General features: G+C 45.8%; 20 protein-coding genes. 9 read left to right on the plus strand and 11 right to left on the minus strand.

Translation table 11 applies throughout. The features are described from left to right. The first annotated feature begins 16 nt into the window (after positions 1-16). The 4 genes from FEF09_RS16105 (at position 17) to FEF09_RS16120 (ending at position 3,192) form a co-directional block, all read left to right on the plus strand. Entirely contained in the window at positions 17-685 is a 669-nt protein-coding gene (locus FEF09_RS16105) for a hypothetical protein (RefSeq protein ID WP_146306077.1), read from the plus strand. After that, a complete protein-coding gene (locus tag FEF09_RS16110) occupies positions 682-1,485 on the plus strand; it encodes a sensor histidine kinase (RefSeq protein ID WP_146306078.1) in 804 nt (267 codons plus the stop codon). The genes FEF09_RS16105 and FEF09_RS16110 overlap by 4 nt, the downstream gene beginning before the upstream one ends. Positions 1,486-1,621: 136 nt before the next feature. Further along, on the plus strand, positions 1,622-2,281 hold the full coding sequence (locus FEF09_RS16115; protein ID WP_146306079.1) for a response regulator transcription factor: 660 nt from the start codon (positions 1,622-1,624) through the stop codon (positions 2,279-2,281). A 68-nt stretch (positions 2,282-2,349) separates the two neighbouring features. Then, complete coding sequence (locus FEF09_RS16120; protein WP_146306080.1) at positions 2,350-3,192, plus strand: DUF2911 domain-containing protein; 843 nt, start codon at positions 2,350-2,352, stop codon at positions 3,190-3,192. A 188-nt stretch (positions 3,193-3,380) separates the two neighbouring features. Here FEF09_RS16120 and FEF09_RS16125 read toward each other — a convergent pair whose 3' ends face one another. The 6 genes from FEF09_RS16125 to FEF09_RS16145 all read right to left on the minus strand — a co-directional run bounded on the left by FEF09_RS16125 (position 3,381) and on the right by FEF09_RS16145 (position 9,588). Continuing rightward, positions 3,381-5,087 carry a sodium:solute symporter gene (locus tag FEF09_RS16125; RefSeq protein ID WP_146306081.1) on the minus strand — a complete coding sequence of 569 codons (1,707 nt, stop codon included), beginning with the start codon at positions 5,085-5,087 and terminating at the stop codon, positions 3,381-3,383. Positions 5,088-5,358: 271 nt separating this feature from the next. Then, positions 5,359-5,523 carry a hypothetical protein gene (locus FEF09_RS30765; protein WP_186774371.1) on the minus strand — a complete coding sequence of 55 codons (165 nt, stop codon included), beginning with the start codon at positions 5,521-5,523 and terminating at the stop codon, positions 5,359-5,361. Between the two features lie 8 nt (positions 5,524-5,531). After that, a complete protein-coding gene (locus FEF09_RS16130; protein ID WP_146306082.1) occupies positions 5,532-8,009 on the minus strand; it encodes a PIG-L family deacetylase in 2,478 nt (825 codons plus the stop codon). Positions 8,010-8,088: 79 nt separating this feature from the next. Continuing rightward, the gene (locus FEF09_RS16135; protein WP_146306083.1) at positions 8,089-8,418 is read right to left on the minus strand and encodes a DMT family protein; all 330 of its coding nucleotides are present in this window, start codon (positions 8,416-8,418) and stop codon (positions 8,089-8,091) included. Positions 8,419-8,783: 365 nt separating this feature from the next. Further along, the gene (locus tag FEF09_RS16140; RefSeq protein ID WP_146306084.1) at positions 8,784-9,047 is read right to left on the minus strand and encodes a hypothetical protein; all 264 of its coding nucleotides are present in this window, start codon (positions 9,045-9,047) and stop codon (positions 8,784-8,786) included. A 226-nt stretch (positions 9,048-9,273) separates the two neighbouring features. Then, positions 9,274-9,588, minus strand: coding sequence for a carboxypeptidase-like regulatory domain-containing protein (locus tag FEF09_RS16145; protein WP_012793080.1), 315 nt, complete (start codon positions 9,586-9,588; stop codon positions 9,274-9,276). A gap of 383 nt (positions 9,589-9,971) precedes the next feature. Here FEF09_RS16145 and FEF09_RS16150 point away from each other — a divergent pair, with 383 nt between their 5' ends. The 3 genes from FEF09_RS16150 to FEF09_RS16160 all read left to right on the plus strand — a co-directional run bounded on the left by FEF09_RS16150 (position 9,972) and on the right by FEF09_RS16160 (position 15,132). After that, complete coding sequence (locus FEF09_RS16150; RefSeq protein ID WP_146306085.1) at positions 9,972-10,514, plus strand: RNA polymerase sigma-70 factor; 543 nt, start codon at positions 9,972-9,974, stop codon at positions 10,512-10,514. Between the two features lie 146 nt (positions 10,515-10,660). Next, a complete protein-coding gene (locus FEF09_RS16155) occupies positions 10,661-11,674 on the plus strand; it encodes a FecR family protein (RefSeq protein WP_146306086.1) in 1,014 nt (337 codons plus the stop codon). A gap of 14 nt (positions 11,675-11,688) precedes the next feature. Further along, positions 11,689-15,132: a SusC/RagA family TonB-linked outer membrane protein gene (locus FEF09_RS16160; protein ID WP_146306087.1), complete on the plus strand. Its 3,444-nt coding sequence runs from the start codon at positions 11,689-11,691 to the stop codon at positions 15,130-15,132. 78 nt (positions 15,133-15,210) lie between these two features. Here FEF09_RS16160 and FEF09_RS16165 read toward each other — a convergent pair whose 3' ends face one another. Both FEF09_RS16165 and pyrR read right to left on the minus strand, forming a co-directional pair. After that, positions 15,211-16,152: an aspartate carbamoyltransferase catalytic subunit gene (locus FEF09_RS16165; protein WP_146306088.1), complete on the minus strand. Its 942-nt coding sequence runs from the start codon at positions 16,150-16,152 to the stop codon at positions 15,211-15,213. A gap of 85 nt (positions 16,153-16,237) precedes the next feature. Continuing rightward, on the minus strand, positions 16,238-16,759 hold the full coding sequence (gene pyrR, locus FEF09_RS16170) for a bifunctional pyr operon transcriptional regulator/uracil phosphoribosyltransferase PyrR (protein ID WP_146306089.1): 522 nt from the start codon (positions 16,757-16,759) through the stop codon (positions 16,238-16,240). A gap of 131 nt (positions 16,760-16,890) precedes the next feature. Here pyrR and FEF09_RS16175 point away from each other — a divergent pair, with 131 nt between their 5' ends. After that, complete coding sequence (locus FEF09_RS16175) at positions 16,891-17,370, plus strand: peroxiredoxin (protein WP_146306090.1); 480 nt, start codon at positions 16,891-16,893, stop codon at positions 17,368-17,370. 229 nt (positions 17,371-17,599) lie between these two features. Here the strand turns inward: FEF09_RS16175 and pruA are convergent, their stop codons facing one another. The 3 genes from pruA to prfB all read right to left on the minus strand — a co-directional run bounded on the left by pruA (position 17,600) and on the right by prfB (position 20,629). Next, on the minus strand, positions 17,600-19,234 hold the full coding sequence (gene pruA, locus FEF09_RS16180) for an L-glutamate gamma-semialdehyde dehydrogenase (protein ID WP_146306091.1): 1,635 nt from the start codon (positions 19,232-19,234) through the stop codon (positions 17,600-17,602). Between the two features lie 11 nt (positions 19,235-19,245). After that, positions 19,246-19,500 (minus strand): hypothetical protein, encoded by a 255-nt coding sequence (locus tag FEF09_RS16185; RefSeq protein WP_146306092.1) that lies wholly within the window; start codon positions 19,498-19,500, stop codon positions 19,246-19,248. A 39-nt stretch (positions 19,501-19,539) separates the two neighbouring features. Next, a protein-coding gene (gene prfB / locus FEF09_RS16190) for a peptide chain release factor 2 (RefSeq protein WP_186774372.1) occupies positions 19,540-20,629 on the minus strand; the annotation gives its coding sequence in 2 pieces (ribosomal slippage) (positions 19,540-20,568 and positions 20,570-20,629; 1,089 coding nt in all). A gap of 89 nt (positions 20,630-20,718) precedes the next feature. Between prfB and FEF09_RS16195 the strand changes: the two genes are divergently transcribed. Continuing rightward, positions 20,719-21,522 carry a hypothetical protein gene (locus FEF09_RS16195; protein WP_146306094.1) on the plus strand — a complete coding sequence of 268 codons (804 nt, stop codon included), beginning with the start codon at positions 20,719-20,721 and terminating at the stop codon, positions 21,520-21,522. The last annotated feature ends 2 nt before the right edge of the window (positions 21,523-21,524 follow it).

Consider the following 21,524-nt stretch of genomic DNA (forward strand, 5'->3'; position numbering starts at 1 on the left):
ATTAAACCCAAACTAAGTGTACATTCATCTGATTTTGTTTTACATTATGTGGGGGATCGAATGCTTGCTTTTGATCCCCTTTATCATTCACTTCGGCAGGCTTGATAAAAGTAGTAAGTGGATATTTTATTTCCTGATATCAAGTATCGTTTTTGCAGGCGGCTCAAAATTAATTGCGCAGATATGGGGGAATAATCTATGGTTCTACAATACCATGTATTTTCTGGCGTTCGTAATCTTATCTCTTTATTTTCATGCTGTGATCAAGTACAAAGCCGTGCGAGCGATCATTCTCGGAATGATCTTCCCGGTACTTGCCTTTGTCATACTGGATTATGTGAAGCTCGAGGGTCCCAATATCTTCAACTCATATGCAACATCACTGGAGACCTTCATCCTGATGGTTTATTGCGCAATTTTCTTTTACCAGCTGCTGAGAGACGATGAACTGGTCAAACAATCTGTTTTTATTAACTCTTTGCCCGACTTCTGGTATAATTCAGGAATTTTCGTTTATCACTGTGGTTATTTTCTTTTTTCCCTTGCTTATAGCTTAATGAATTTTGGATACCAGGGTGTGAAAGGCTCTACAAGACTGACATTGGCCGTAACTTTTGTTGCCGGTATAATTCAGCTGGTCCTTTTGTATATTGGTCTCACAAAAGTTAAAAAAGTCCGTTCATGATTTTTTCAGACCTGCTTATTATCGGAACCGCAGTGATGTTGTTACTTAGTATTCTGGTGATCGTATTAGTAATCTTTCAACAGAAACAGGTAATTCAGCACAAGCTGGCCATCCGTGATAAAGACCTCCAGTTACAAAAAGAGAGGTTAATGGCTATTCTACAAGGTCAGGAACAAGAACGAAAACGCATAGCAGAAGATCTGCATGATGAAGTGGGGGCGCAGTTGTCCGTACTTAAACTCAATCTAAACCAACTGCAACCATTATTGAAAACCGGAAATGGAGAGACAGAGCAGTTAAAGGAAACCAAAGACTTTACTGATACGATCATTCAGCATCTCCGCTTCATCTCTCAAAGCCTCCATCCCCAGGCACTTGAAAATCTGGGCCTTTCCAAAGCACTTGACTCATTCTGCAACCTGATGAATAAAAACAAACAGGTGAGAATATCTTTCAAGGACGAAGGAAGCCCGCTCCACGTCGATATTGAAAAAGCATTAAATATCTATCGCGTTGTACAGGAACTCATCAACAACATTCTGAAGCACGCCCAGGCTACCCATATAGAAATAACCTATCGTTGTAGCACAAACGCTCTGGTAATCAATGTAGTGGATAATGGCAACGGCCTTTTGCTCCGCTCACTGGATAATTCCCGTCAGAAAACCGGCAGCCTGGGTCTCAAGAATATTGAAAGCCGCCTCAACGTTATAGGCGGCACCATACATTACCTTCCCGGCATAGATAGTGGCACTAACGCTGAAATAAGAGTGGAAAATTATCAAAGCGCTGAGGAATAAGACGAATTTTTCTAGCTTTGTCCTGCTGAGCAGTCGATAATTGATGTCCGGGGAACTAATTCCACAGTCATCGGTCGCACTATCCTGTATCAGACAAAGGGACAAATCTATCAAAATACTTAAACAGCCTCCCCCTATGGTGAACAACATTAAGGTGGCTATTGCCGATGATCATAAGATCTTCCGCAGCGGTGTTATTAATACCCTCACCCCATACGAGAATATTACTGTGGTGTTTGAAGCTGAAGATGGGGCCCACCTGCTGGAGATAATGGAAGAGCAACAGCCTGATGTTATCCTGATGGACCTGAAAATGCCTAATATGGACGGCATTGAAGCCACTAAAAAAGTGCGTGAAAAATACGCCAATGTCAAAGTGATCGTACTAACCATGTATGAAGACGATAACTTCATTGTACACCTCATCGAAAACGGCGCTAACGCCTATCTGCTGAAAAACGCAGAACCTGATGAGATATACGAAGCGATCTGCACGACCTACGAAAAAGGGTTCTATTTCAACGAAAATGTGAACCTGGCCCTGCTCAAAAAAGTCATGCACAAAAACAAACAGCACTTCAAACCCACTTTCAGAAATGAAGTACAACTCACCGACCGTGAGCTGGAAGTACTGCGCCTTATCTGTAATGAATACACGACACAGGAAATATCCAAAGAAATATTCCTGAGCCCACGTACAGTAGAAGGCCTGCGCCAGAAACTACTGGAAAAAACCGGCGCCAAAAATATAGTCGGCCTGGTCATGCATGCTTTCAGAAACGGAATAATTGAATGATAAGTGGGTTGATGGTCTGACAAAGATACTTGATCTTTGCACCTCACTAAACCACCAAACAAACACATATGAAACCTTTATTCCGTTACCTGTCAGCTGGTTGCTCCCTGCTGCTGTGTGCTCAGTTATCTTTCGCTCAGGGCGTTAAAATGCCGGCTCCGAGCCCCGGACAGACTATCCACCAGGATTTCGCATTATCTTTTATTGAAGTAAATTATTCCCGCCCGGCTATCAAAGGCAGGAAAGTAATGGGTGACCTCGTTCCTTTCGATAAGGTATGGAGAACCGGTGCTAACGGCGCTACTGTTATCACTTTCGGCGATGATGTTAAATTCGGTGGTACCGATGTAAAAGCTGGTAAATATGGCCTGCTGACCATTCCGGGTAAATCTGAGTGGACTGTGATCCTGACAAAGAGCCTCGATGTAACCAGCCCTGCTGCTTACAAACCAGAGAATGACGTGGTACGCGTGAAAGTAAAACCAACTGCACTGCCTTTCGCAGTAGAAAACTTCATGATCACTTTTGATGATATTCAGTCATCTTCTGCAAACATGCTGCTGATCTGGGAAAATACCATGGTATCCGTTCCACTGACCGCAGAAGTTGATAGCAAAGTAGTAGCACAGCTGGATGCTGCAATGAAAGGTGATAAAAAACCTTACTTTCAGGCCGCTTCTTACTATTATGAAACTAACCGTGACCTGAAACAGGCACTGGCATGGGCTGAAGAAGCAGTAAAGGAAAATCCGACCGCTTTCTGGATCGCTACCCTGAAAGCACGTATTCAGGCTAAAGCTGGTGACAAGAAAGCAGCTAAAGCAACTGCTGAGAAAGCTATCGAACTGGCAAAAGCTGCAAAAAATGATGACTATGTGGTGATCAATCAGAAGATTATCGCTTCTTTATAAGTTATTCTTTTTCTATCAGTCGAAGCGGGTGTTCACCATATAGTGAACACCCGCTTTGCTTTTACAGCCGCCGATTGCTACAGGCGCAGCTACTTTGTTACCCGCTGTATCCGCTCAGATAATTCCGTAAAACAAAAAAAGGGAAGCAGTCCTGACCGCTCCCCTTTCAAATTTTATTTTGTTTGCTGTTATGATCGTACTTCAACCGTACGCTTCTTCCCCCCTATTAACTGGAACAGCGTAGCAATAATAATCACCAGAAAACATCCGATCGCATTCAACCACAGGAATGACACAATATTGAGCAGATAGATCACAATCACCCCTATCTCCGACACAATAGCCGCCCAGAAAGTAGCACTGCCTCCAATCCTCTTACAATAAAATGCCACAAGGAAAATACCAAGGATCACACCGTAAAACAAAGATCCCAGTATATTCACCGCCTCTATCAGACTCCCCAGCTGACTCGCAAACTGTGCCACCACAATACAGAAGAGGCCCCAGAATACCGTCCACCAACGGGATACCGATAAATAATGCGCATCCGTCTCCTCTTTCTTAAACATCCTTTGATAAATATCTATCACCGTTGTAGAAGCCAGCGAGTTCAAGGCAGCTGCAATACTGCCCCATGCCGCAAGGAATATAATCGCAATCAGCAATCCCACCAGCCCTTTCGGCAGATTGTTCACCACAAAATGCAGGAAAATATAGTTCGTATCATTCGTATCCGCCGCCGGATCTGCCTTTTTAATCAAAGCGATCGCTTCCTCACGGGTTGCCTGTGAACGGACATCTGTCTCTTTCAAAGCAGCCTTCTTTGCTGCAATCGCCCGTTCATCACCGGTTTTAATGGCAGCAGCCATCTCTTTTACCTGCTGTTCCTTCATCGTCGCAAGCTGCTTGTATTTGTCTTCCACCGCTTTGAAAGCAACCCCCTCTTCCGAGTTGTATACTTTCTTTATCTGCGCCTGATTAAAAAACACAGGCGCCCGGAAATACAGATAAAACACAAATACCATCGCACCTATCAACAGTATCAGGAATTGCATAGGCACTTTCACCAGACCATTCATCAATAAGCCCAGACGGCTTTCCGTTACTGAACGGGCCGTCAGGTAACGTCCTACCTGCGACTGGTCTGTACCGAAATAAGATAAGGCCAGAAAGAAGCCCCCGATCAATCCACTCCAGATATTATACCGGTCCTTCCAATCAAAATCTGTCACAATCACATTCAGTTTGTCCATCTTTCCGGACACCTGTAATGCTTCTTTAAACCCGATATCCTCCGGTAATAAATGCACCACCATCCAGCCTGCCAGAAACATTGCTGCGAATATGATCACCAGCTGGAAAGTCTGTGTGTAACTTACTGCTCTCGTTCCTCCGGAAACAGTGTAAATGATGAGCAGTCCGCCCATGATAATATTGGTCAGATAAATATTCCAGCCCAGCAAAGAAGACAGTATAATAGAAGGCGCATAAATACTAATCCCTGTAGAAAGCGCACGCTGCACCAGAAACAATGCAGACGTAAGCGTACGGGTCTTCAGATCAAAACGCTGTTCAAGATATTCGTAGGCCGTAAATACTTTCAGCTTATGAAAGATGGGTACAAATGTGATACACAACACCACCATAGCCAAAGGCAGACCAAAATAATATTGCACGAAGCGCATCCCGTCAGTATACGCCTGACCGGGCGCAGAAAGGAAGGTCACGGCACTCGCCTGTGTACCGATAATAGATAATAATACAATATACCAGGGCATGGACTGGTTGTCAAGAAAATATCCCTGCATGTCGCGTTGTCCGCGACTCTTCCAGATGCCATATAAAACAATTCCAACCAGTGTGACTACCAGTACAATCCAATCTGCTACGCTCATGAAAATACTTTAGTAAAAAAATAAAAACCTCCAATCAGCAGCGCCAGCCATATAATGACCAGTGCATACCAGAGGGGCCAGGAAGGCAGTAATGGTGGGCGATCCTCTTTCATAACAGGTTGTTTTGATGTAAAATGATAAAAATTAAGAATCAGGAATGGATAACAATTGTCGTCAGTATGAGTGATGACATTAACATACCTGATATCAGCAATACAGCCTCAAAGGTCTGTCACGACCAGTCTGATTCTTAATTTTTAATACTTAATGCTTAATTTCTTTTCTTTAGCATATTTCCGCTGAGCAGTCCTAACCCGAGACCAATCAGGAGTCCGATATGTACTCTCTTGATCTCAAATCCGATGACCAGTCCGATCACAATACATAGTATTGCCGTAATAGTGAGCCTTGATCCGTTTTCCCGTTTTTTGCTCATTGGTCAGTTTATTTCTTCTTTGAAATAAGATTTACAAATAAACGATATGCACCGGGCACGCCAGCTGGCAATTCACGGAAGAAGGCAAGCGAAGTATATACATATCTGCCTTTGCCATAATCCGCTACGAGTGTAGAACCCTGCAGGTCTTCCTCTCCTTTATCATGCATTGCGAAAAGCTTCTGGTAAGAAGCATCTGCCATCTGTGTAAAGTAAAGACCTCGCTCCTGTATCCATCCGTCAAAATCATGGTCAGTTATCTTATTAGGATAGTGCATGATTTCGTTCTGTGGTTGCAGGATGCTGACAGCAGCTGTTTCATCGGTTACACGGTCACGCGTAAGCGTAAACGGATACGGACCAATATCTGTGGTCACCAGTGGAGAACTGACATTATACTGTACCAGATAGGTACCGCCATTTTTGACATATTCCATCAGGCGTGACTGCCAGTACTTGATACGTGGATTAATATTATATACTCTTACACCAGCAATGATCGCATCATATTGCTGCAGATCACCGTTCATGATTTCTTTTTCATCCAGTATGGTCACTTCATAACCCACCTGTCTGAGAGAAGCAGCAACCATATCACCGGCACCGGAGATATATCCCAGTTTACGGCCATTGCGCTGCAGGTCAACTGTTACCAGTCTTGCAGTTGCTTCAGGGAAAATATTGATGTCCGGAATGTGATCGTATGCGATAGTGCGGATGCTCTGTGTATAGACTTTTCCTTCACTACGGATTTCTACGCGCAAAGTATCTGTACGGTTAATACCGGCTACTTTCTGCGGCGCAATATGGAAGGTCACGGCTGTTTCATCTCCTTTGGAAGACAGTTCATAAGATTGCTCAGCTTCCTGACTGGTAAAGCCGGCAGGCAGTTGCAGTCTTACTGTTCCTTTATTAGGAAGGCCCATTGCACGCAGTTTTACCTGTACCGGCTGAGATTGGGTCTGGGTGAAGATGAATACGCTGTTATTCAGTGTAGCCACGACAGGTGGAGCAACCACCAGCGGCTCATATAATTCTCCTTTTACAGGATCCGTAAATTTGTATTGTACAGGTCTGGTAACCGTCAGCTGTTCTCCATTGATACGCAGCTTAATAACAGCTTCCAGTGCCGGTTTATTCTCCGGATAACCCACCATCATCGGATCTTTAATTGTATAGATCCCGATCGGGTGTGCATCCTTCAACCAGTAAGGCTGAGACTCCGCCAGTCCGGCAGGCAGGGTCATAGATTCATTAATGGTACGCAGACGGTTAAACTCCAGCGGCAGTTTATTGAACAGGGTATCCTTTCCACCGAAAGAGATCTGATCAACCGTAACATTTGCATTACTATTGCACAGCAGCTGTACGCTACCCTGCATCGGCTGTCCCGGCACAACTACCTGCGCATTGCTATAAGCTTCCATCCAGAGACCAGCGCAAGCCAGCAACAGGTCTTCTGTCTCTTTCAGCTTCTGGTTACGCCAGTACCCTTCCGGCAGTGCCTGTATCGCTTTACGGATTTCCAGCAGAGCTGGTACAGAAGCCGCAGGATCTTCAATATTGAAGTTTGCCTGTGCCTTATCAACCATCTCCCCTATTGGCTTACCACCAGCGATACGCGTCCATGTGGAATTTACGCCATCCAGCAGGCTATATACTGGTTTACCACCTTTTATAGGCGAGAAATATTCGTAGGCGCTACCTCTTGTTGCAGCTACACCAAAACCCTGACTCTTGTGCTGTGAACGGCTTTCCGCCGCAATCTCACCATAACCACGACCCAGCAGATAATTGTAAGTACCCACGTTCAGTTCGTAGAGCAGTCCGGCGGAATTATCAATCGCACCGCCCCAGTTAAAGGTATTCCAGAGAATACGGTGCGCTTTCCATGGCTTCAGCTGTTTCAGCTGCTCCGGATAACGTTTAGGATCTGCGGCAGCTTCGAAGGCTTCTTCAGCCAGCATGGCAGAAGCGGTATGATGACCATGGCCGGCACGGCTATCCGGTGGGAAACGACATACGATAACGTCTGGCTGGAATTTACGGATCATCCATACCACATCCCCCAGGATCTTGTCTTTATCCCAGATGGTAAATGTCTCTGCCGGGTTCTTGGAGAAACCGAAATCCAGTGCGCGGGTGAAGAACTGTTCTGCACCATCTATACGACGGGCAGCCAGCAGCTCCTGCGTACGGATCAGGCCAAGTAATTCGCCCTGCTCGTCCCCTACGAGGTTCTGACCACCATCTCCTCTGGTAAGAGAGAGATAGCCGGTACGGTATAACTTTTCTTTCGCCAGATATCCCAGCAGACGGGTATTCTCATCATCAGGATGAGCGGCGATATATAATACGCTACCAAGCGTATCCAATTTTTTGAGTTGCAGTTTTATATCTGCCGCATTGACCAACGGAGAGCGTTGAGCCCATGCGGTAGCGGCGACCAGTCCTGAAATCAGTGTTAAACAGAATCCTTTTACCATTTCTTTTGCTTATTAAACAGTGGCCAAAAATAGCGATTAAATATAGCCGTAAAAGAAAATGTGATAAAAGGAAAAAAGATCACTTCTTAAACATGAAATAGACGGCGCCAAGGATGAACAGAAAAGAGACAAGATAGTTCCAGCGAAGCGGTTCTTTCAGGATAAAGATGGCGAAAAGGCTGAACACTGTAAGGGTGATCACTTCCTGAATGGTTTTCAGCTGAAAACCGGAAAAACCTTCCTGTGCGCCAAAACGGTTGGCCGGCACCATGAAGCAATATTCGAAGAAGGCGATTCCCCAGCTGATGAGGATCACTTTCCAAAGCGGAACATTTTCGTATTTTAGATGGCCATACCAGGCAAAAGTCATAAATGTGTTGGAAATCAGAAGAAGAATAACTGTGCGCATGTCGTATTAAAGTCTGAAGAGCGTAAAGATATGATTTGGGGCATTAGGAATTAACTATCAGGTCCCCTTTTTCTCCGGTATTACGTCATGAACAATCCCTGTATGCTGTAGCGATAATATGGAATAGATCCCTATCAAGTCCACCTTTTCTCCAGCAATACCCCATGTACAATCCCTGTATGCTGTAGTGATAATATGGAGCAGATCCCCATCAAGTCCACCTTTTCTCCGGCAATACCTCATGCACAATCCCTGTATGCTGTAGTGATATTAGGGAGCATATGCCTATCAAGTCCACCTTTTCTCCGGCAATACCTCATGAACAATCCCTGTATGCTGTAGTGATAATATGGAGCAGATCCCCATCAAGTCCACCTTTTCTCCGGCAATACCTCATGTACAATCCCTGTATGCTGTAGTGACAAGACGGAGCTATCCCCTGCATAAGATGATACCAGATGTTTTGTCACACCACTAAATAAGTCAATGAAAATGAGCCCTGACGGAGTAAAGAGGCAATTGATTTCCAATGCCTGAGCGCCGGATACGTCCACCTTTTGCAACAGCTTAGGTTCATTAGATACCTCATACCGCTTATTTAAAGCAACGATATCTACGTATAGAAACATGAAAACAGGAGAAAAAAATTGGAAATTAATCACTTAGACAATCTACGTGCTATACTTTAAACAGCACACCTGAAGATGTTGGCGGATCTGATGATCTCTGATCCTTTGTGCATAAACTGAGACTTTTAGAAAAAAAATAAACCGGCCCAGAAGAGCCGGCCGGTTGTTACAGGTCTCAACTTTCCTATCATGCTTAGGAGTTGTAAGTTTAAACGCTAAAGCGGTTTTAATCCAGCTTTATTTCACCCAGGTCTGTTACTTTGCCGTCTTCGACTTTCACGTCTTTCAGGGTGGCGTCTTTATAAGGATCTTTAGCGTCGATAATCACGGTATAGGAGCCTGCCTTAGCAGACTGTACAGAAAAAGCGCCGTCGGTTACAGGAGCTTTCAACGTATCCATGCCTGAAATAGCCCAGACTTCCGTTGCTCCGTCTACCGGCGTCACTTTACCACTGATGGTTCCCCCGTCAAAGGAATTGAAGGCCATTGCTCCAATTACCATGGCGACAAGTGCCGATAGGCCAAACTTTGTCGTTTTCATACAAATTGGTTTTAGGTTTTTTACAATATCGAAATGGTTATAAAAAACTTTTTAAACCGCACTTGTTTAGCAGGCGCCTGCAAAGTGCCGCTTTTGTTCACTGTCTACATATACAATACAACCGGTTTGAAGCTTACCATTAGTCATTTGGAAAAAAAAGTTGTCTTTTTTTTAGCATTTTGGGTATTTCGGCGGAAAGTGGCTACTGTAGCGGACTTCATTTTTAAACTTTCTGAAATCTCTGGTTCTGAACGCCGTTGGTCCGTCAATTAGCTAATTAATTGATATAATAAACTAATTTTGCCTTGTTCTGTTTTTGATAGCCGACTTTAGTCCGTTGCAAATAGCAAATACAAAAAAGATTAGAAAAGATAAGTTACAGGATGCTGCCGCTCAACAATACAGATATAGTTAATGGGGTCCGGAACAGGGATAAACAGGTTTTTGAAGTTATATTCAATCAGTTTTCACCCGCCATGTACAGTATCGCCCTGCGATACCTGCGTGATCAGGACGAAGCACAGGATGTTGTACAGGATGTGTTCCTGAATCTATGGCGCACAGCTGACAACCTGGACGAGCGTGCCCCCGTGCAACATTATCTGGCCCGGGCCACCGTCAATACTTGTCTTAACCGGATCAAAAAGGCACAAAGACAGCAACAGTATGCGAAAGAACAGCAATTCACTTCCACAGAATCTACGGTTGAACATCTGCTGCTCGAGCATAAGGAATTGGAAGCCCAGTATCTATCTATCCTTGAGAAATTGCCAGATCAATGCCGTCGGGTATTTGAAATGAGCCGGTTCAAGGGTCTGTCTCCTACCGAAATTTCCCAGCAACTGAATATTTCCATCAACACGGTCTATACACACCTGACCACCGCACTGAAAAAGATCAGACTCGGTTTGTTAAACCAACAGTAAGCGGGAACTTTACCTTTATATTATCTGTTTACTACCTATATATATTATTATATAGCAAAGACGACAGAAACAGATGACCGCCCTTAAAAGGTTTTTTTAAAAAAGACTAATGGTAAGGGTATTTTTGATTGTATTAATGTTAAGAGATGAAACAGCAACCTGATATCGATGTCGTTATCCGCTACCTGGAGGAACCAGGGAATGAGGAGCACAAACGTTCACTGGATGAATGGTTGCAGCTGGATGCTGCCAATCTGGATATCTTCCTGGAAACGAAAGCTTTGTGGCAAGGAGATGTATTGCCCACTGCTGCCTCCTACGATGTCGCTCATCAATGGCAGTTACTGGATACACAGCTGACCGCTGCTGCTATCCCTACCGTAACAGCTACCCTCCCTCCCGTACAACCGGTACAGACAGCTCCGGCTCCTGCCAAAGGAAAAGTGAGCTTCCTGTCTAACCGTACATGGTGGGCAGCCGCAGCTGCAGCTATCGTGATAGCAGCCGCCGTGATCATCTACCGCCAACCAATATATATAGCGCAACAAACCGCTCAGAATACAGACAGTCTTTTACTACCGGACGGCACCCGTTTATATCTGAATGCCCACACCAGTGTAAAATACCCCCGCAACTTCCAGAAAAACAGCAGGGACGTATTTGTACAGCAAGGTGAGGTCTTCGTAGATGTTAAACACATGCCGGAAAAACCTTTCTCCGTCCACCTGAAAAATGTTGACATTGAAGTACTGGGTACCTCTTTCGATGTAAAAGAGACCAAACAGGGTGTCAAAGTCTTCGTTCAAAGCGGAAAAGTGAAAGCGGTATATAAAAATGGTAAAAAATCTGTTATCCTTACGCCCGGCGAAGAAGCAGAAATGCTGCTGGCAGGAACGACTATCAGTACCCGCCATCACCGGAACAATAATCCAATCGCCTGGAAAACAGGACAGCTCACCTTCGTGGATGCGCCGCTCTCTGAAGTAGCTGGTGTACTGGAAGATTACTATAAAGTAAAGATTGTTGTTGCAGAAGGACTGACAGACAAAAAACTGTTGGCTACTTTCCATAAAGAATCTCTTTCAGAGGTTCTGGACATTCTATCCAAAACATTACAGGTAAAGGCCGTACAAAAAGATAGCCTTGTAGAAATTTATTAGTCGCCCGGAGGAAAATGCAGTTTAAGATACAGGCATTCCGTAAGGCGACTTACTATAGACGCTGGTGTATACTACTTTTTTTAGTATGCGCAGGGGTCTCATTATCCTATTTATCCCATGCCAACCCTCCTACCCTACAGCTGACCGGATTTCAGGATGGTGATTCCATCAAGGTTACACTCAAAGTAACCAGAGTCAGTCTCCGGCAAGTGATCAGACTCATAGAAAAACAAACCGGACTCACCTTCGCAGTCTCCTCTACCGTTCTCGATAATGCCCGATCCGTCTCCCTACAGGTACAACAACAACCACTGACAAGCGTATTGCGTCGCATATTCGCCGGTACTAACTACGTTTTTGAGATCCGTAACAAACAGATTATTGTCTATCCGGACACAGAAGTGCCCGTGGCAACTGGTGTCACACACCGCCCCACCAGCCCTGAACCGGAAAAATATGTCATCACAGGACTCATCACCGATGGAGAACGCCCACTCGCCGGGGTGTCCATCCGGGAGAGAGATACCCATAACGGCGCCAGTACCAACGAAAACGGTCGCTTTCGTATGCCCGTAGCCAACGGACAAGCAGTACTCCAGTTCTCCCTCATCGGCTATGAAACCCGGGAAATTACCCTGCGGGATCGTAAGACACTGGAAATTATCCTGCAAAGTGATACCAAAACCTTAAATGACCTCGTTATCATCGGTTATGGTCTGCATACAAAAGCCAATATCACCGGCGCCATCACGAAAGTAGAAGGCCGCCGCCTCAAAAGCCGTCCCGTAACCAACGTCATGGCCGCGTTACAAGGTACAGCCCCCGGTCTGCTCGTAACGCGCAATAACGGTCAGCCGGGTAAAGAAGGCTTTAACCTGCAGATCCGCGGTCTTTCCTCGGGCAACTACAGTGAGCCGCTCGTACTCGTGGACGGCGCGCCCGGATCCATTACCCTGCTCAATCCCAACGATATTGAATCCATTTCCGTACTCAAAGACGCCGCAGCGGCTTCTATTTATGGTCCTCTCGCAGCTGGTGGTGTCGTACTCGTGACCACCAAAAGAGGTAAACCGGGTAAAGTTGCCGTCGAATACAGCAGCCTGTTTGGTTTTGAAAGACCGATCTCCCTGCCCAAAAGAATGCATTCCTGGCAGGCGGCTCCCCTCGCCAATGAAGCAGCGGCAAATGCCGGTCTGCCACCCGTATGGACAGATCAGGATATCAGTCTGATGAAGAATCCGGCAGTCAATTTCTTGCCCAGATTCGACGGTACGCAGAACTTCAACTATTACGATGATTTCGATCCACTGAACAGCGTCACCCGTAATAACAGTACAACAGCAACTTATAATATCAATGCGAGAGGCGGGAATGCGGATCATCAATATCTGCTCTCCTTCGGACAATTCTCCCGTCAGGGTTTATTTAATACCGGCTCTGATAAGACCTCCCGCACCAACATACAGGCAAATCTCAACAACCGCTTCAGTGATGTACTCAGTCTGGAAACAAGTCTGCAGTATGCACAAAGTAATACGCTCTCTCCGGGATGGCGCGTGGATGGCAATTACGGTCTGCTGAATTATCTGTACCAGTCGCCCGCCAATGTACCGGTATACGTGCCCGGCACGCGTAATTACACGACAGGCTACAATGGATATGCGCTCTTAAAAGATGCCGGTAAACGTGATGAACAAAGTACCTATGCAGATGCCGTATTCACACTGAAAGCAGAAAATTTATATAAAGGCCTTACGCTGAAAGCGGTGTATAGTCCGCAGTTGACAACGACACACGACGGACTCGGAAAACGCACTGTTGACTTCTATAACGGAGACGGATACGTGAACAGTGTCAATGATCCGAATACATTGAAGAGAGGTTATCTGATGGAAGTGCAACACAGTCTGCAGCTGCTCGCAGACTATGATCTCTCCGCCGGCAAATCCAATACCGTACACATTCTCGGCGGATATGCCTATGAAAGTCATTATCAGCATCAACGTGTAAGAACAGGCGAACATTTAAGTGAAAACGAAATGTCGCAACTCTCCTTTAATGATCCTGCGCAGACAACACAGCTCCATTTCAAAGGCGCGGGTTCTTTGGCTTCTGTCTTTACGCGTATCAATTATAATTTTAAGGATCGCTATTTACTGGAAGCAAATCTTGTTGCTTCACAGTTAAGCTACAACAGCACACAGCAGAAAGAAATGCAACGGGAGCATCTGTTTCCCTCCTTCTCTGCCGGCTGGCGGATGAACAATGAAAAGTGGTTCGCAGCTGCCTTCCCATTCTTTGATGAATTTAAGCTGCGTGCTTCATGGGGCATGCTGGGCAACTTCAACTGGCGCAGCGGACTGAATGACTTCAACTACCGTGACCAGTTACTGCGTCCTGCCGCTTATCCGCTGATGTCTTTTGAACCCAATGACCGCTACATACCCGGCAATAATAACTGGGAAACTATTTCTACGACCAATGCCGGACTGGATCTGACGCTTTTCAAAGGCAGACTGAATATCAATGCAGACTATTTTGTGAAGCACAATGGCCGTATGCAGATTGCGGAACAGACCTTCCCGGAAGTGAACTGGCTGGCGCCGCGCTTCTTTAATGCCGTATTGCGTTCATGGGGATGGGAACTGAATCTCGGCTGGAGAGATAACCGGGGCCCTTTCAGTTATTGGGTGAATGCGAATGTTTTTGATGACCAGAATAAAATCTTACGCGCCAATGGTCCTACGGCTTGGCTAAATGGTAACAACCGGGGATTAACCGGATTACCTTACAATGCCATTATCGGCTATCAGGCGGCAGGCTATTTCCAGAATAATCAGGACGTTGCCGGTCATGCTTATCAGGGGAATGTTACCGCTCCCGGCGATATCAGATACGTAGACGTCAATAAAGATGGCAACATTGATGGTGGCAGTCATACAAAAGACGACCATGGCGACCTCATATATCTGGGTAGCTCCCAGCCACGCTACTCCTTTGGCTTTGATGCCGGCTTTTCCTCCAGGGGATTTGACTTTTCCATTTTCTTTCAGGGCATCGGCGCCAGAAAAATGCTGATACCCGGTAAATATGCCATGCCTTTTGTAGATGGCTGGCAGCAACCGTGGCTGATCCATTCTGATCACTGGACACCTGCCAATCAAAATGCAGACTTTCCAAGGCTATATGCAGGCGATAATCAGAATCTGACACCAAGTTCCTTCTGGGTCATGAACGCGGCCTATATCCGCCTGAAAAACCTGCAGGTGGGCTATACCTTCCATTTCAACAGAAGTCACCCGCTGATTAACAGCCTCCGTTTTTATTTCTCCGGACAAGATCTTTGGGAAGTAAACCGGATGCGTATCCGGTATTTCGATCCGGAGCAGGCAACCAATATGGGTTATCAGTATCCTTTCTTCCGCTCCTTCACGCTGGGGCTGAATGCTAACTTCTAAGCCATTCCTCTTTTTCGGGGCATAAAAAAGGGTGAAAAGCCATCAGCCTTCCACCCTATTTATTTTTTAGTTGTGTAATTACTCTACTACTTTTCCCGGCTTTTTGCCTGACAGCAGATACAATACTGCCATACGTACGGCTACCCCGTTTTCTACCTGATTCAGGATGATGGAATGACCGGAGTCAGCCACATCTGAGTCAAGCTCCACACCACGATTGATCGGGCCCGGGTGCATGACGATGATTTCTTTCTGCAGACTATCCAACAGTTTCCTGTTCACGCCGTAAGCGAGGGAGTATTCCCGGAGGGAGGAGAACAGGGGTGTATTCTGTCTTTCCAGCTGTATGCGCAGTACGTTTGCCACATCACACCATTGCAGTGTTTCGCGGATATCGTAGCTGACATTCACCCCGAGCGCTGCTTCCATGTGCTTTGGTATCAGGGTCGGCGGACCAACCACTGTTACTTCTGCTCCTAACTGCCGCAGGCAGTAAATATTGGAAAGTGCTACCCTTGAGTGCATGATGTCGCCGCAGATAGCGATCTTCTTTCCTGCCACACTACCAAGGCGTTCCCTGATAGAGAATGCGTCGAGCAGGGCCTGTGTGGGATGCTCGTTGATACCATCTCCCGCGTTCACGATGGGTACATCAATATGCCTGGAAAGGAAGTGAGGCGCACCGCTGGCGGAGTGTCTCATGACAACCATATCCACTTTCATGGAAAGGATATTGTTCACCGTATCAATGAGCGTTTCGCCTTTGGAAACCGAAGAGCCGGATGCGGAGAAATTCACCACATCAGCGCCCAGCCGCTTTTCAGCGAGCTCAAATGAAATACGTGTACGGGTTGAATTTTCGAAGAATAAATTAACGATGGTGGTATCCCTGAGCGAAGGAACTTTTTTGATCGGTCTTTGTAAAACCTCTTTGAACTGATCAGCTGTTTGGAAAATAAGTTCAATATCCTGGCGCTGCAGACCGCGAATTCCGAGAAGATGATTTACTGATAATGACATTTAAGATGCAAATATAAATGACCTGACTACAAATCCCAAAATCAAAATCAGGATGCGCACAATCTGACGCATCCATCTGTATCGGTTATTCGAGGATGACCTCATCTCTACCATCTCTTTCAGACCAGCGCACCTTCACCTTTTCGGAGATGATAGCGTCTACTGTACGACCTGTATAGTCTGCCTGAATAGGCAACTGACGGGTAAAACGACGGTCGATCAGTACCAGCAGTTCCACTACAGAAGGACGTCCGAAATCAAGCATGGCGTCCAATGCGGAACGGGTAGTACGACCGGTATATAATACGTCGTCCACCAGGATCACTTTTTTATTTTCCAGCGAAAAATCGATCGTTGTCTCATTGGGTACATGCAAAGAGGTATTGAAATCATCCCTGTAAAAGGTGATGTCCAGTTTCCCGTAATTGATATGTACTCCGGGTAATAATTTTTTCAGGGTGTGATAGATCCGATCTGACAGATAGATCCCTCTCGGCTGCAAGCCTATCAGCACACTCTGGGAAAAATCCAGATGATTTTCAATCAACTGGTGACAAAGTCTGTCTACGGTTATGGCCACTTGCGTACCATTCAATATGGTCTTCAAAGTTTGCGGATTTAAAGGGCCAAAAATAATGATTAATAGCGGGTAACAAAAGTTTCGTTGGTATTTTCTGTTTCGTACATTTATCCTGACGTATTTAAATGAAAACAAGATCCATACTTATAATCCTATTTATGATTCTTTTCGGCAAAGCACAGGGCCAGCTGAAAGCAGGCGATAAAGTGCCTTCTTTCCAGCTGCAGGACCAGCATGGTCAGACCTTTGATATTAACACCGTACTTGGCAAACAGCCACTGATCATCTACTTCTATCCTAAAGACGAAACCAGCGGCTGTACTAAAGAAGCCTGCTCTTTCAGGGATTCCTATGAAGATTTTACCAGTCTTGGCGCAAAAGTAATCGGCATCAGCGGAGACGATGTAGCTTCTCATAAAAGCTTTGCAGAGCATCACCGGCTTCCTTTCACCTTATTGGCTGACAAAGGCAACAAAGTGAGGAAGCAGTTTGGGGTACCCAAAACGATGTTTATTCCGGGCAGAGTGACGTATGTCGTAGATCAGCAGGGTGTGATCACCTATGTGTTCAATAACCTGACAGACGGGCCTAAACATGTGTCAGAAGCCCTGGCTGCCTTGAAGAAGGTACAGCATTAAGGATGGAGACAAGGGCTTGCTGATAAGGACCATTCAGGACGCCATGCGTCTTATATTTGAAAATATCAGAACAAGTACCGGGGAGTTGCAAATAGCTTTTAAAATACAAAAGGGCGCTTCAGTAACTGAAGCGCCCTTTTATTATTTCCGGCAATAAAAAATCAATCATTATATCATTCTCACCTTCATTTCAAACATTGAATGCCTGATTGGTTATTGCTGCCTGATACTATTTGTCTTCCTTCAGGAACGGATATCTGTAATCCGTTGGTGGCACCAATGTTTCTTTCACTGTTCTTGCACTTAACCAACGATACAGGTTCAATGCAGAACCAGCTTTATCATTGGTACCGGATGCACGTGCACCACCAAATGGCTGCTGGCCGACAACGGCGCCGGTTGGCTTATCGTTGATGTAGAAGTTACCTGCGGCATTCACCAGCTTTTTAGTCGCCAGATCAACTGCATAACGATCCTGTGCAATGATAGAACCTGTCAGTGCATATGGAGAAGTTGTATCAACGATCTCCATGATCTCTTCGAATTTATCTGCTTCGTATACGTAGATAGTCAGCACTGGTCCGAAGATCTCTTCGCACATGGTTACATAGCGGGGATCAGTAACTTCGATCACGGTTGGTTCGATGAAATAACCTTCAGATTTATTGTAATTACCACCGGCAATGATCTTCGCCTTAGGGTCTTTCTTTGCATTCTCGATGTAGTTAGCGATCTTATCAAAAGAACGCTCGTCTATCACGGCATTGATAAAGTTGCTGAAATCTTCTGTCGTACCCATTTTCATGGTTTTCAGTTCAGCAACCAGTTTCGCTTTCACGGCTTCTGCAATGTTAGATGGCAGATAAGCACGGGAAGCAGCGGAACATTTCTGGCCCTGATATTCAAAAGCACCACGTGCCAGCGCGATCGCTGTAATATCAACATCCGCTGATTTGTGTGCCAGTACGAAGTCTTTACCACCGGTTTCACCTACTATACGCGGATATGTTTTGTATTTGTGGATGTTGGTACCGATGGTCTTCCACATGTGCTGGAATACGCCGGTTGAACCGGTGAAATGGATACCGGCGAAGTCAGGATGACTAAAGCAGATATCGCCCAGTACCGGACCATCTGTATACACGAGGTTGATCACGCCATCAGGCAGACCAGCTTCTTTCAGGATCTGCATGATCACATGCGCAGCCAATACCTGTGTATAGGCAGGTTTCCATACTACGACGTTACCGCACATAGCAGCAGAAGTAGGCAGGTTACCGGCAATAGCGGTAAAGTTAAATGGTGTGATGGCTACAACGAAACCTTCCAGAGGACGGTATTCCAGACGGTTGTGGATACCCTGCGGACTGTAAGGTTGTTGTTTGTATATATCAGTAAGGTAGTGAACGTTGAAACGGAGGAAGTCGATGAATTCGCAGGCGCTGTCGATTTCTGCCTGATATGCGTTTTTACTCTGACCCAGCATAGTGGCTGCATTCAGGTGATAACGATATTTGGTGGCGATCAGCTCTGCTGCTTTCATAAATACGCCGGCGCGCTGTTCCCATGGTGTATCTGCCCATTTGGTGCGGGCAGCCAGTGCAGCAGCGATGGCATCTTTTACGTGACTGGCATCTCCTTCGTGGAAATGACCCAGTTTATGCTTTATTTCATGAGGAGGACGGATGTCAATTGTCTTACCTGTACGCACCTCTTTATCACCGATATACATCGGAATATCAAACTCCTGGGCTTTGAAAGCAGCCAGTTGTTTTTTCAGAGCTTCCCTTTCGGGGGAACCTGGTGCATAGCTGTACACTGGTTCATTGGCAGGTGCAGCAAATTGAAAATAAGCATTATGCATTCTCAGATGTTTTAGTTTTCGATCTTGTTGTTTCCACTACACCCTGTAAGTATAGTTGCTAATGTTGTAACGTTATAACGCGGCAGCAATGGTATGTCTTTTCTCTGGCAATTGGCGTTACCGGCACTTCTCTCTCTGTCAGCTGAAAGTCTGCTGTTGTGAGTGTCTCCGTGCAGTCGCCGTGCTGCAATGGCCGCAATAAATCCCCTGTACACATAAGCCTGTGCATGTGGTATAATATGCAAAAGTGCTGATAAGTTGAGCATTGTCAACTTATCAGCACATGGCATATGGGCAAAGTTACGTTATTCTTCTCCTTTGGACATCATCAGGTAAGCCTTGATGAAACCCTCCAGTTCGCCGTCCATAACAGGCTGTACGTTTCCTACTTCATAATCCGTACGGTGATCTTTGATCATTTTGTAAGGATGGAATACATAGGAACGGATCTGTGAGCCCCACTCGATCTTACGCTTGTTAGCATTGGCGGCATTCTTCAGTTCCTCACGTTTGCGCAGTTCTTCCTCATACAGTCGTGATTTCAACATGGTAAGGGCCTTTTCACGGTTCTCACCCTGTGTCCGCGCCTGCTGACATTCGATAATAATGCCGGAAGGAATGTGCTTTAAACGCACGGCGGTTTCCACCTTGTTTACGTTCTGACCACCTTTACCACCCGAACGGTAGAATTCCCATTCGAGGTCGGCAGGGTTGACAGCGATTTCAATGGTATCATCCACCAGTGGATATACAAATATGGAAGCGAAGGAAGTATGTCTGCGGGCGTTGGCATCAAACGGAGAGATACGTACCAGACGGTGTACCCCGCTTTCTGCTTTCAGCAACCCATAGGCGAAGCTGCCATCCATTTCCAGGGAAGCCGACTTAATACCAGCGCCATCCCCGTATTGCACATCAATTTCGGATACTTTCCAACCCTGTTTTTCCCCGTACATACGGTACATACGCAACAGCATCTCCGCCCAATCCTGACTTTCGGTACCACCGGCACCTGAGTTGATGGTGAGCACTGCCGGCATTTCGTCTTCCGGTTCGTTCAGTGTTGATTTAAATTCCAATTCGTCAAGAGCTATTGTGGCAGACTGGTAGGCCTGCGTAACTTCCTCTTCGGAGGCTTCACCCTCTTTCTGGAAGTCAAGCAGCACTGCGCTGTCCTCTATAGACGTTTGTACCGCCTCATACAGGTCAACCCAGAACTTATTCACTTTAATCTCTTTCAAAATCGACGTAGCCCTGGCGTTGTCGTCCCAGAAGCCGGGGGCTAACGTTAATTGTTTGTCATTTTCGATTTTAGCTATGCGGTCCTGGACGTCAAAGAAAACCTCCCAGGACATGGAGACGGTCCCTCATAGCTTTGAGTTGTTCTGCTGTCATAATGGGCGCAAATGTAAGGAAAAAGGGGAACAATATTTGCGGGACTTTTAGCATATTAATTCCCAGTCAATTAAAAACTTTTTCTATCTATGACAACCTCCCATAAGACCCTTTACTATAAGAACCGTGCGATATTTAATACAATAGGGTACATCATGGTGATCGTTGTTAATCTGCTGGCCAACCTCAATGTTATTAACAACAGGAGTACCGCCGACGTTTCAGACAAATACGATAACCTCTTTGTACCTGCTGGTCTTACATTCGCGATCTGGGGGCTGATCTATCTCACTTTACTGGGCTTCATTGTTTATCAGTTATGGCTGGCATTTTCCAATGGTCATACCGAAGAACTCGCGCGCTTTATGGAACGCCTGCGTGGCTGGTGGCTGATCAGCTGTATGACCAATTCCTGCTGGCTTTTTGCGTGGCATTATGAGCTGCTGCCATTGTCCGTACTACTCATGTTAGGATTACTGGTATGCCTGCTGGCCATCCACCTGAATTTCAACATCTCCCTCCCCCGCTCTGCCGGTAAGATCGAAAAACTATTCGTACACCTTCCTTTCAGTCTTTATCTGGGCTGGATCTGTGTGGCCACTATTGCAAATATTGCCGCTTTTATGGTCTATCTTGGCTGGAATGGCATGAGTGTGCCGGGTACTATTTTTCTCATTGTGTTATGTACCATCGGATCAACGTTGCTGATTATACGCAGACATAACATTATCGTAGGACTGGTGGCACTATGGGCCCTTTATGGTATCATTGTAAAAAGACAGACAGCTGGTGGCGCAGCCGAAATACCGGTTATCTGTTCTTGTATCGGAGCTATGCTCATCATCACCATCAGCAGTGTATGGCGGCTGATCACCAACCGCAGATTGTCATAACA

The sequence above is a fragment of the Chitinophaga pinensis genome (assembly GCF_007896845.1).
Taxonomy (GTDB): Bacteria; Bacteroidota; Bacteroidia; order Chitinophagales; family Chitinophagaceae; genus Chitinophaga; species Chitinophaga pinensis_C.

Coding starts and splice junctions, on each gene's coding strand:
- FEF09_RS16110 (WP_146306078.1), top strand. CDS start 682: ATGATTTTTTCAGACCTGCTTATTATCGGAACCGCAGTGATGTTGTTA.
- FEF09_RS16115 (WP_146306079.1), top strand. CDS start 1,622: ATGGTGAACAACATTAAGGTGGCTATTGCCGATGATCATAAGATCTTC.
- FEF09_RS16120 (WP_146306080.1), top strand. CDS start 2,350: ATGAAACCTTTATTCCGTTACCTGTCAGCTGGTTGCTCCCTGCTGCTG.
- FEF09_RS16125 (WP_146306081.1), bottom strand. CDS start 5,087: ATGAGCGTAGCAGATTGGATTGTACTGGTAGTCACACTGGTTGGAATT.
- FEF09_RS30765 (WP_186774371.1), bottom strand. CDS start 5,523: ATGAGCAAAAAACGGGAAAACGGATCAAGGCTCACTATTACGGCAATA.
- FEF09_RS16130 (WP_146306082.1), bottom strand. CDS start 8,009: ATGGTAAAAGGATTCTGTTTAACACTGATTTCAGGACTGGTCGCCGCT.
- FEF09_RS16135 (WP_146306083.1), bottom strand. CDS start 8,418: ATGCGCACAGTTATTCTTCTTCTGATTTCCAACACATTTATGACTTTT.
- FEF09_RS16140 (WP_146306084.1), bottom strand. CDS start 9,047: ATGTTTCTATACGTAGATATCGTTGCTTTAAATAAGCGGTATGAGGTA.
- FEF09_RS16145 (WP_012793080.1), bottom strand. CDS start 9,588: ATGAAAACGACAAAGTTTGGCCTATCGGCACTTGTCGCCATGGTAATT.
- FEF09_RS16150 (WP_146306085.1), top strand. CDS start 9,972: ATGCTGCCGCTCAACAATACAGATATAGTTAATGGGGTCCGGAACAGG.
- FEF09_RS16155 (WP_146306086.1), top strand. CDS start 10,661: ATGAAACAGCAACCTGATATCGATGTCGTTATCCGCTACCTGGAGGAA.
- FEF09_RS16160 (WP_146306087.1), top strand. CDS start 11,689: ATGCAGTTTAAGATACAGGCATTCCGTAAGGCGACTTACTATAGACGC.
- FEF09_RS16165 (WP_146306088.1), bottom strand. CDS start 16,152: ATGTCATTATCAGTAAATCATCTTCTCGGAATTCGCGGTCTGCAGCGC.
- FEF09_RS16175 (WP_146306090.1), top strand. CDS start 16,891: ATGATTCTTTTCGGCAAAGCACAGGGCCAGCTGAAAGCAGGCGATAAA.
- pruA (WP_146306091.1), bottom strand. CDS start 19,234: ATGCATAATGCTTATTTTCAATTTGCTGCACCTGCCAATGAACCAGTG.
- FEF09_RS16185 (WP_146306092.1), bottom strand. CDS start 19,500: ATGCTCAACTTATCAGCACTTTTGCATATTATACCACATGCACAGGCT.
- FEF09_RS16195 (WP_146306094.1), top strand. CDS start 20,719: ATGACAACCTCCCATAAGACCCTTTACTATAAGAACCGTGCGATATTT.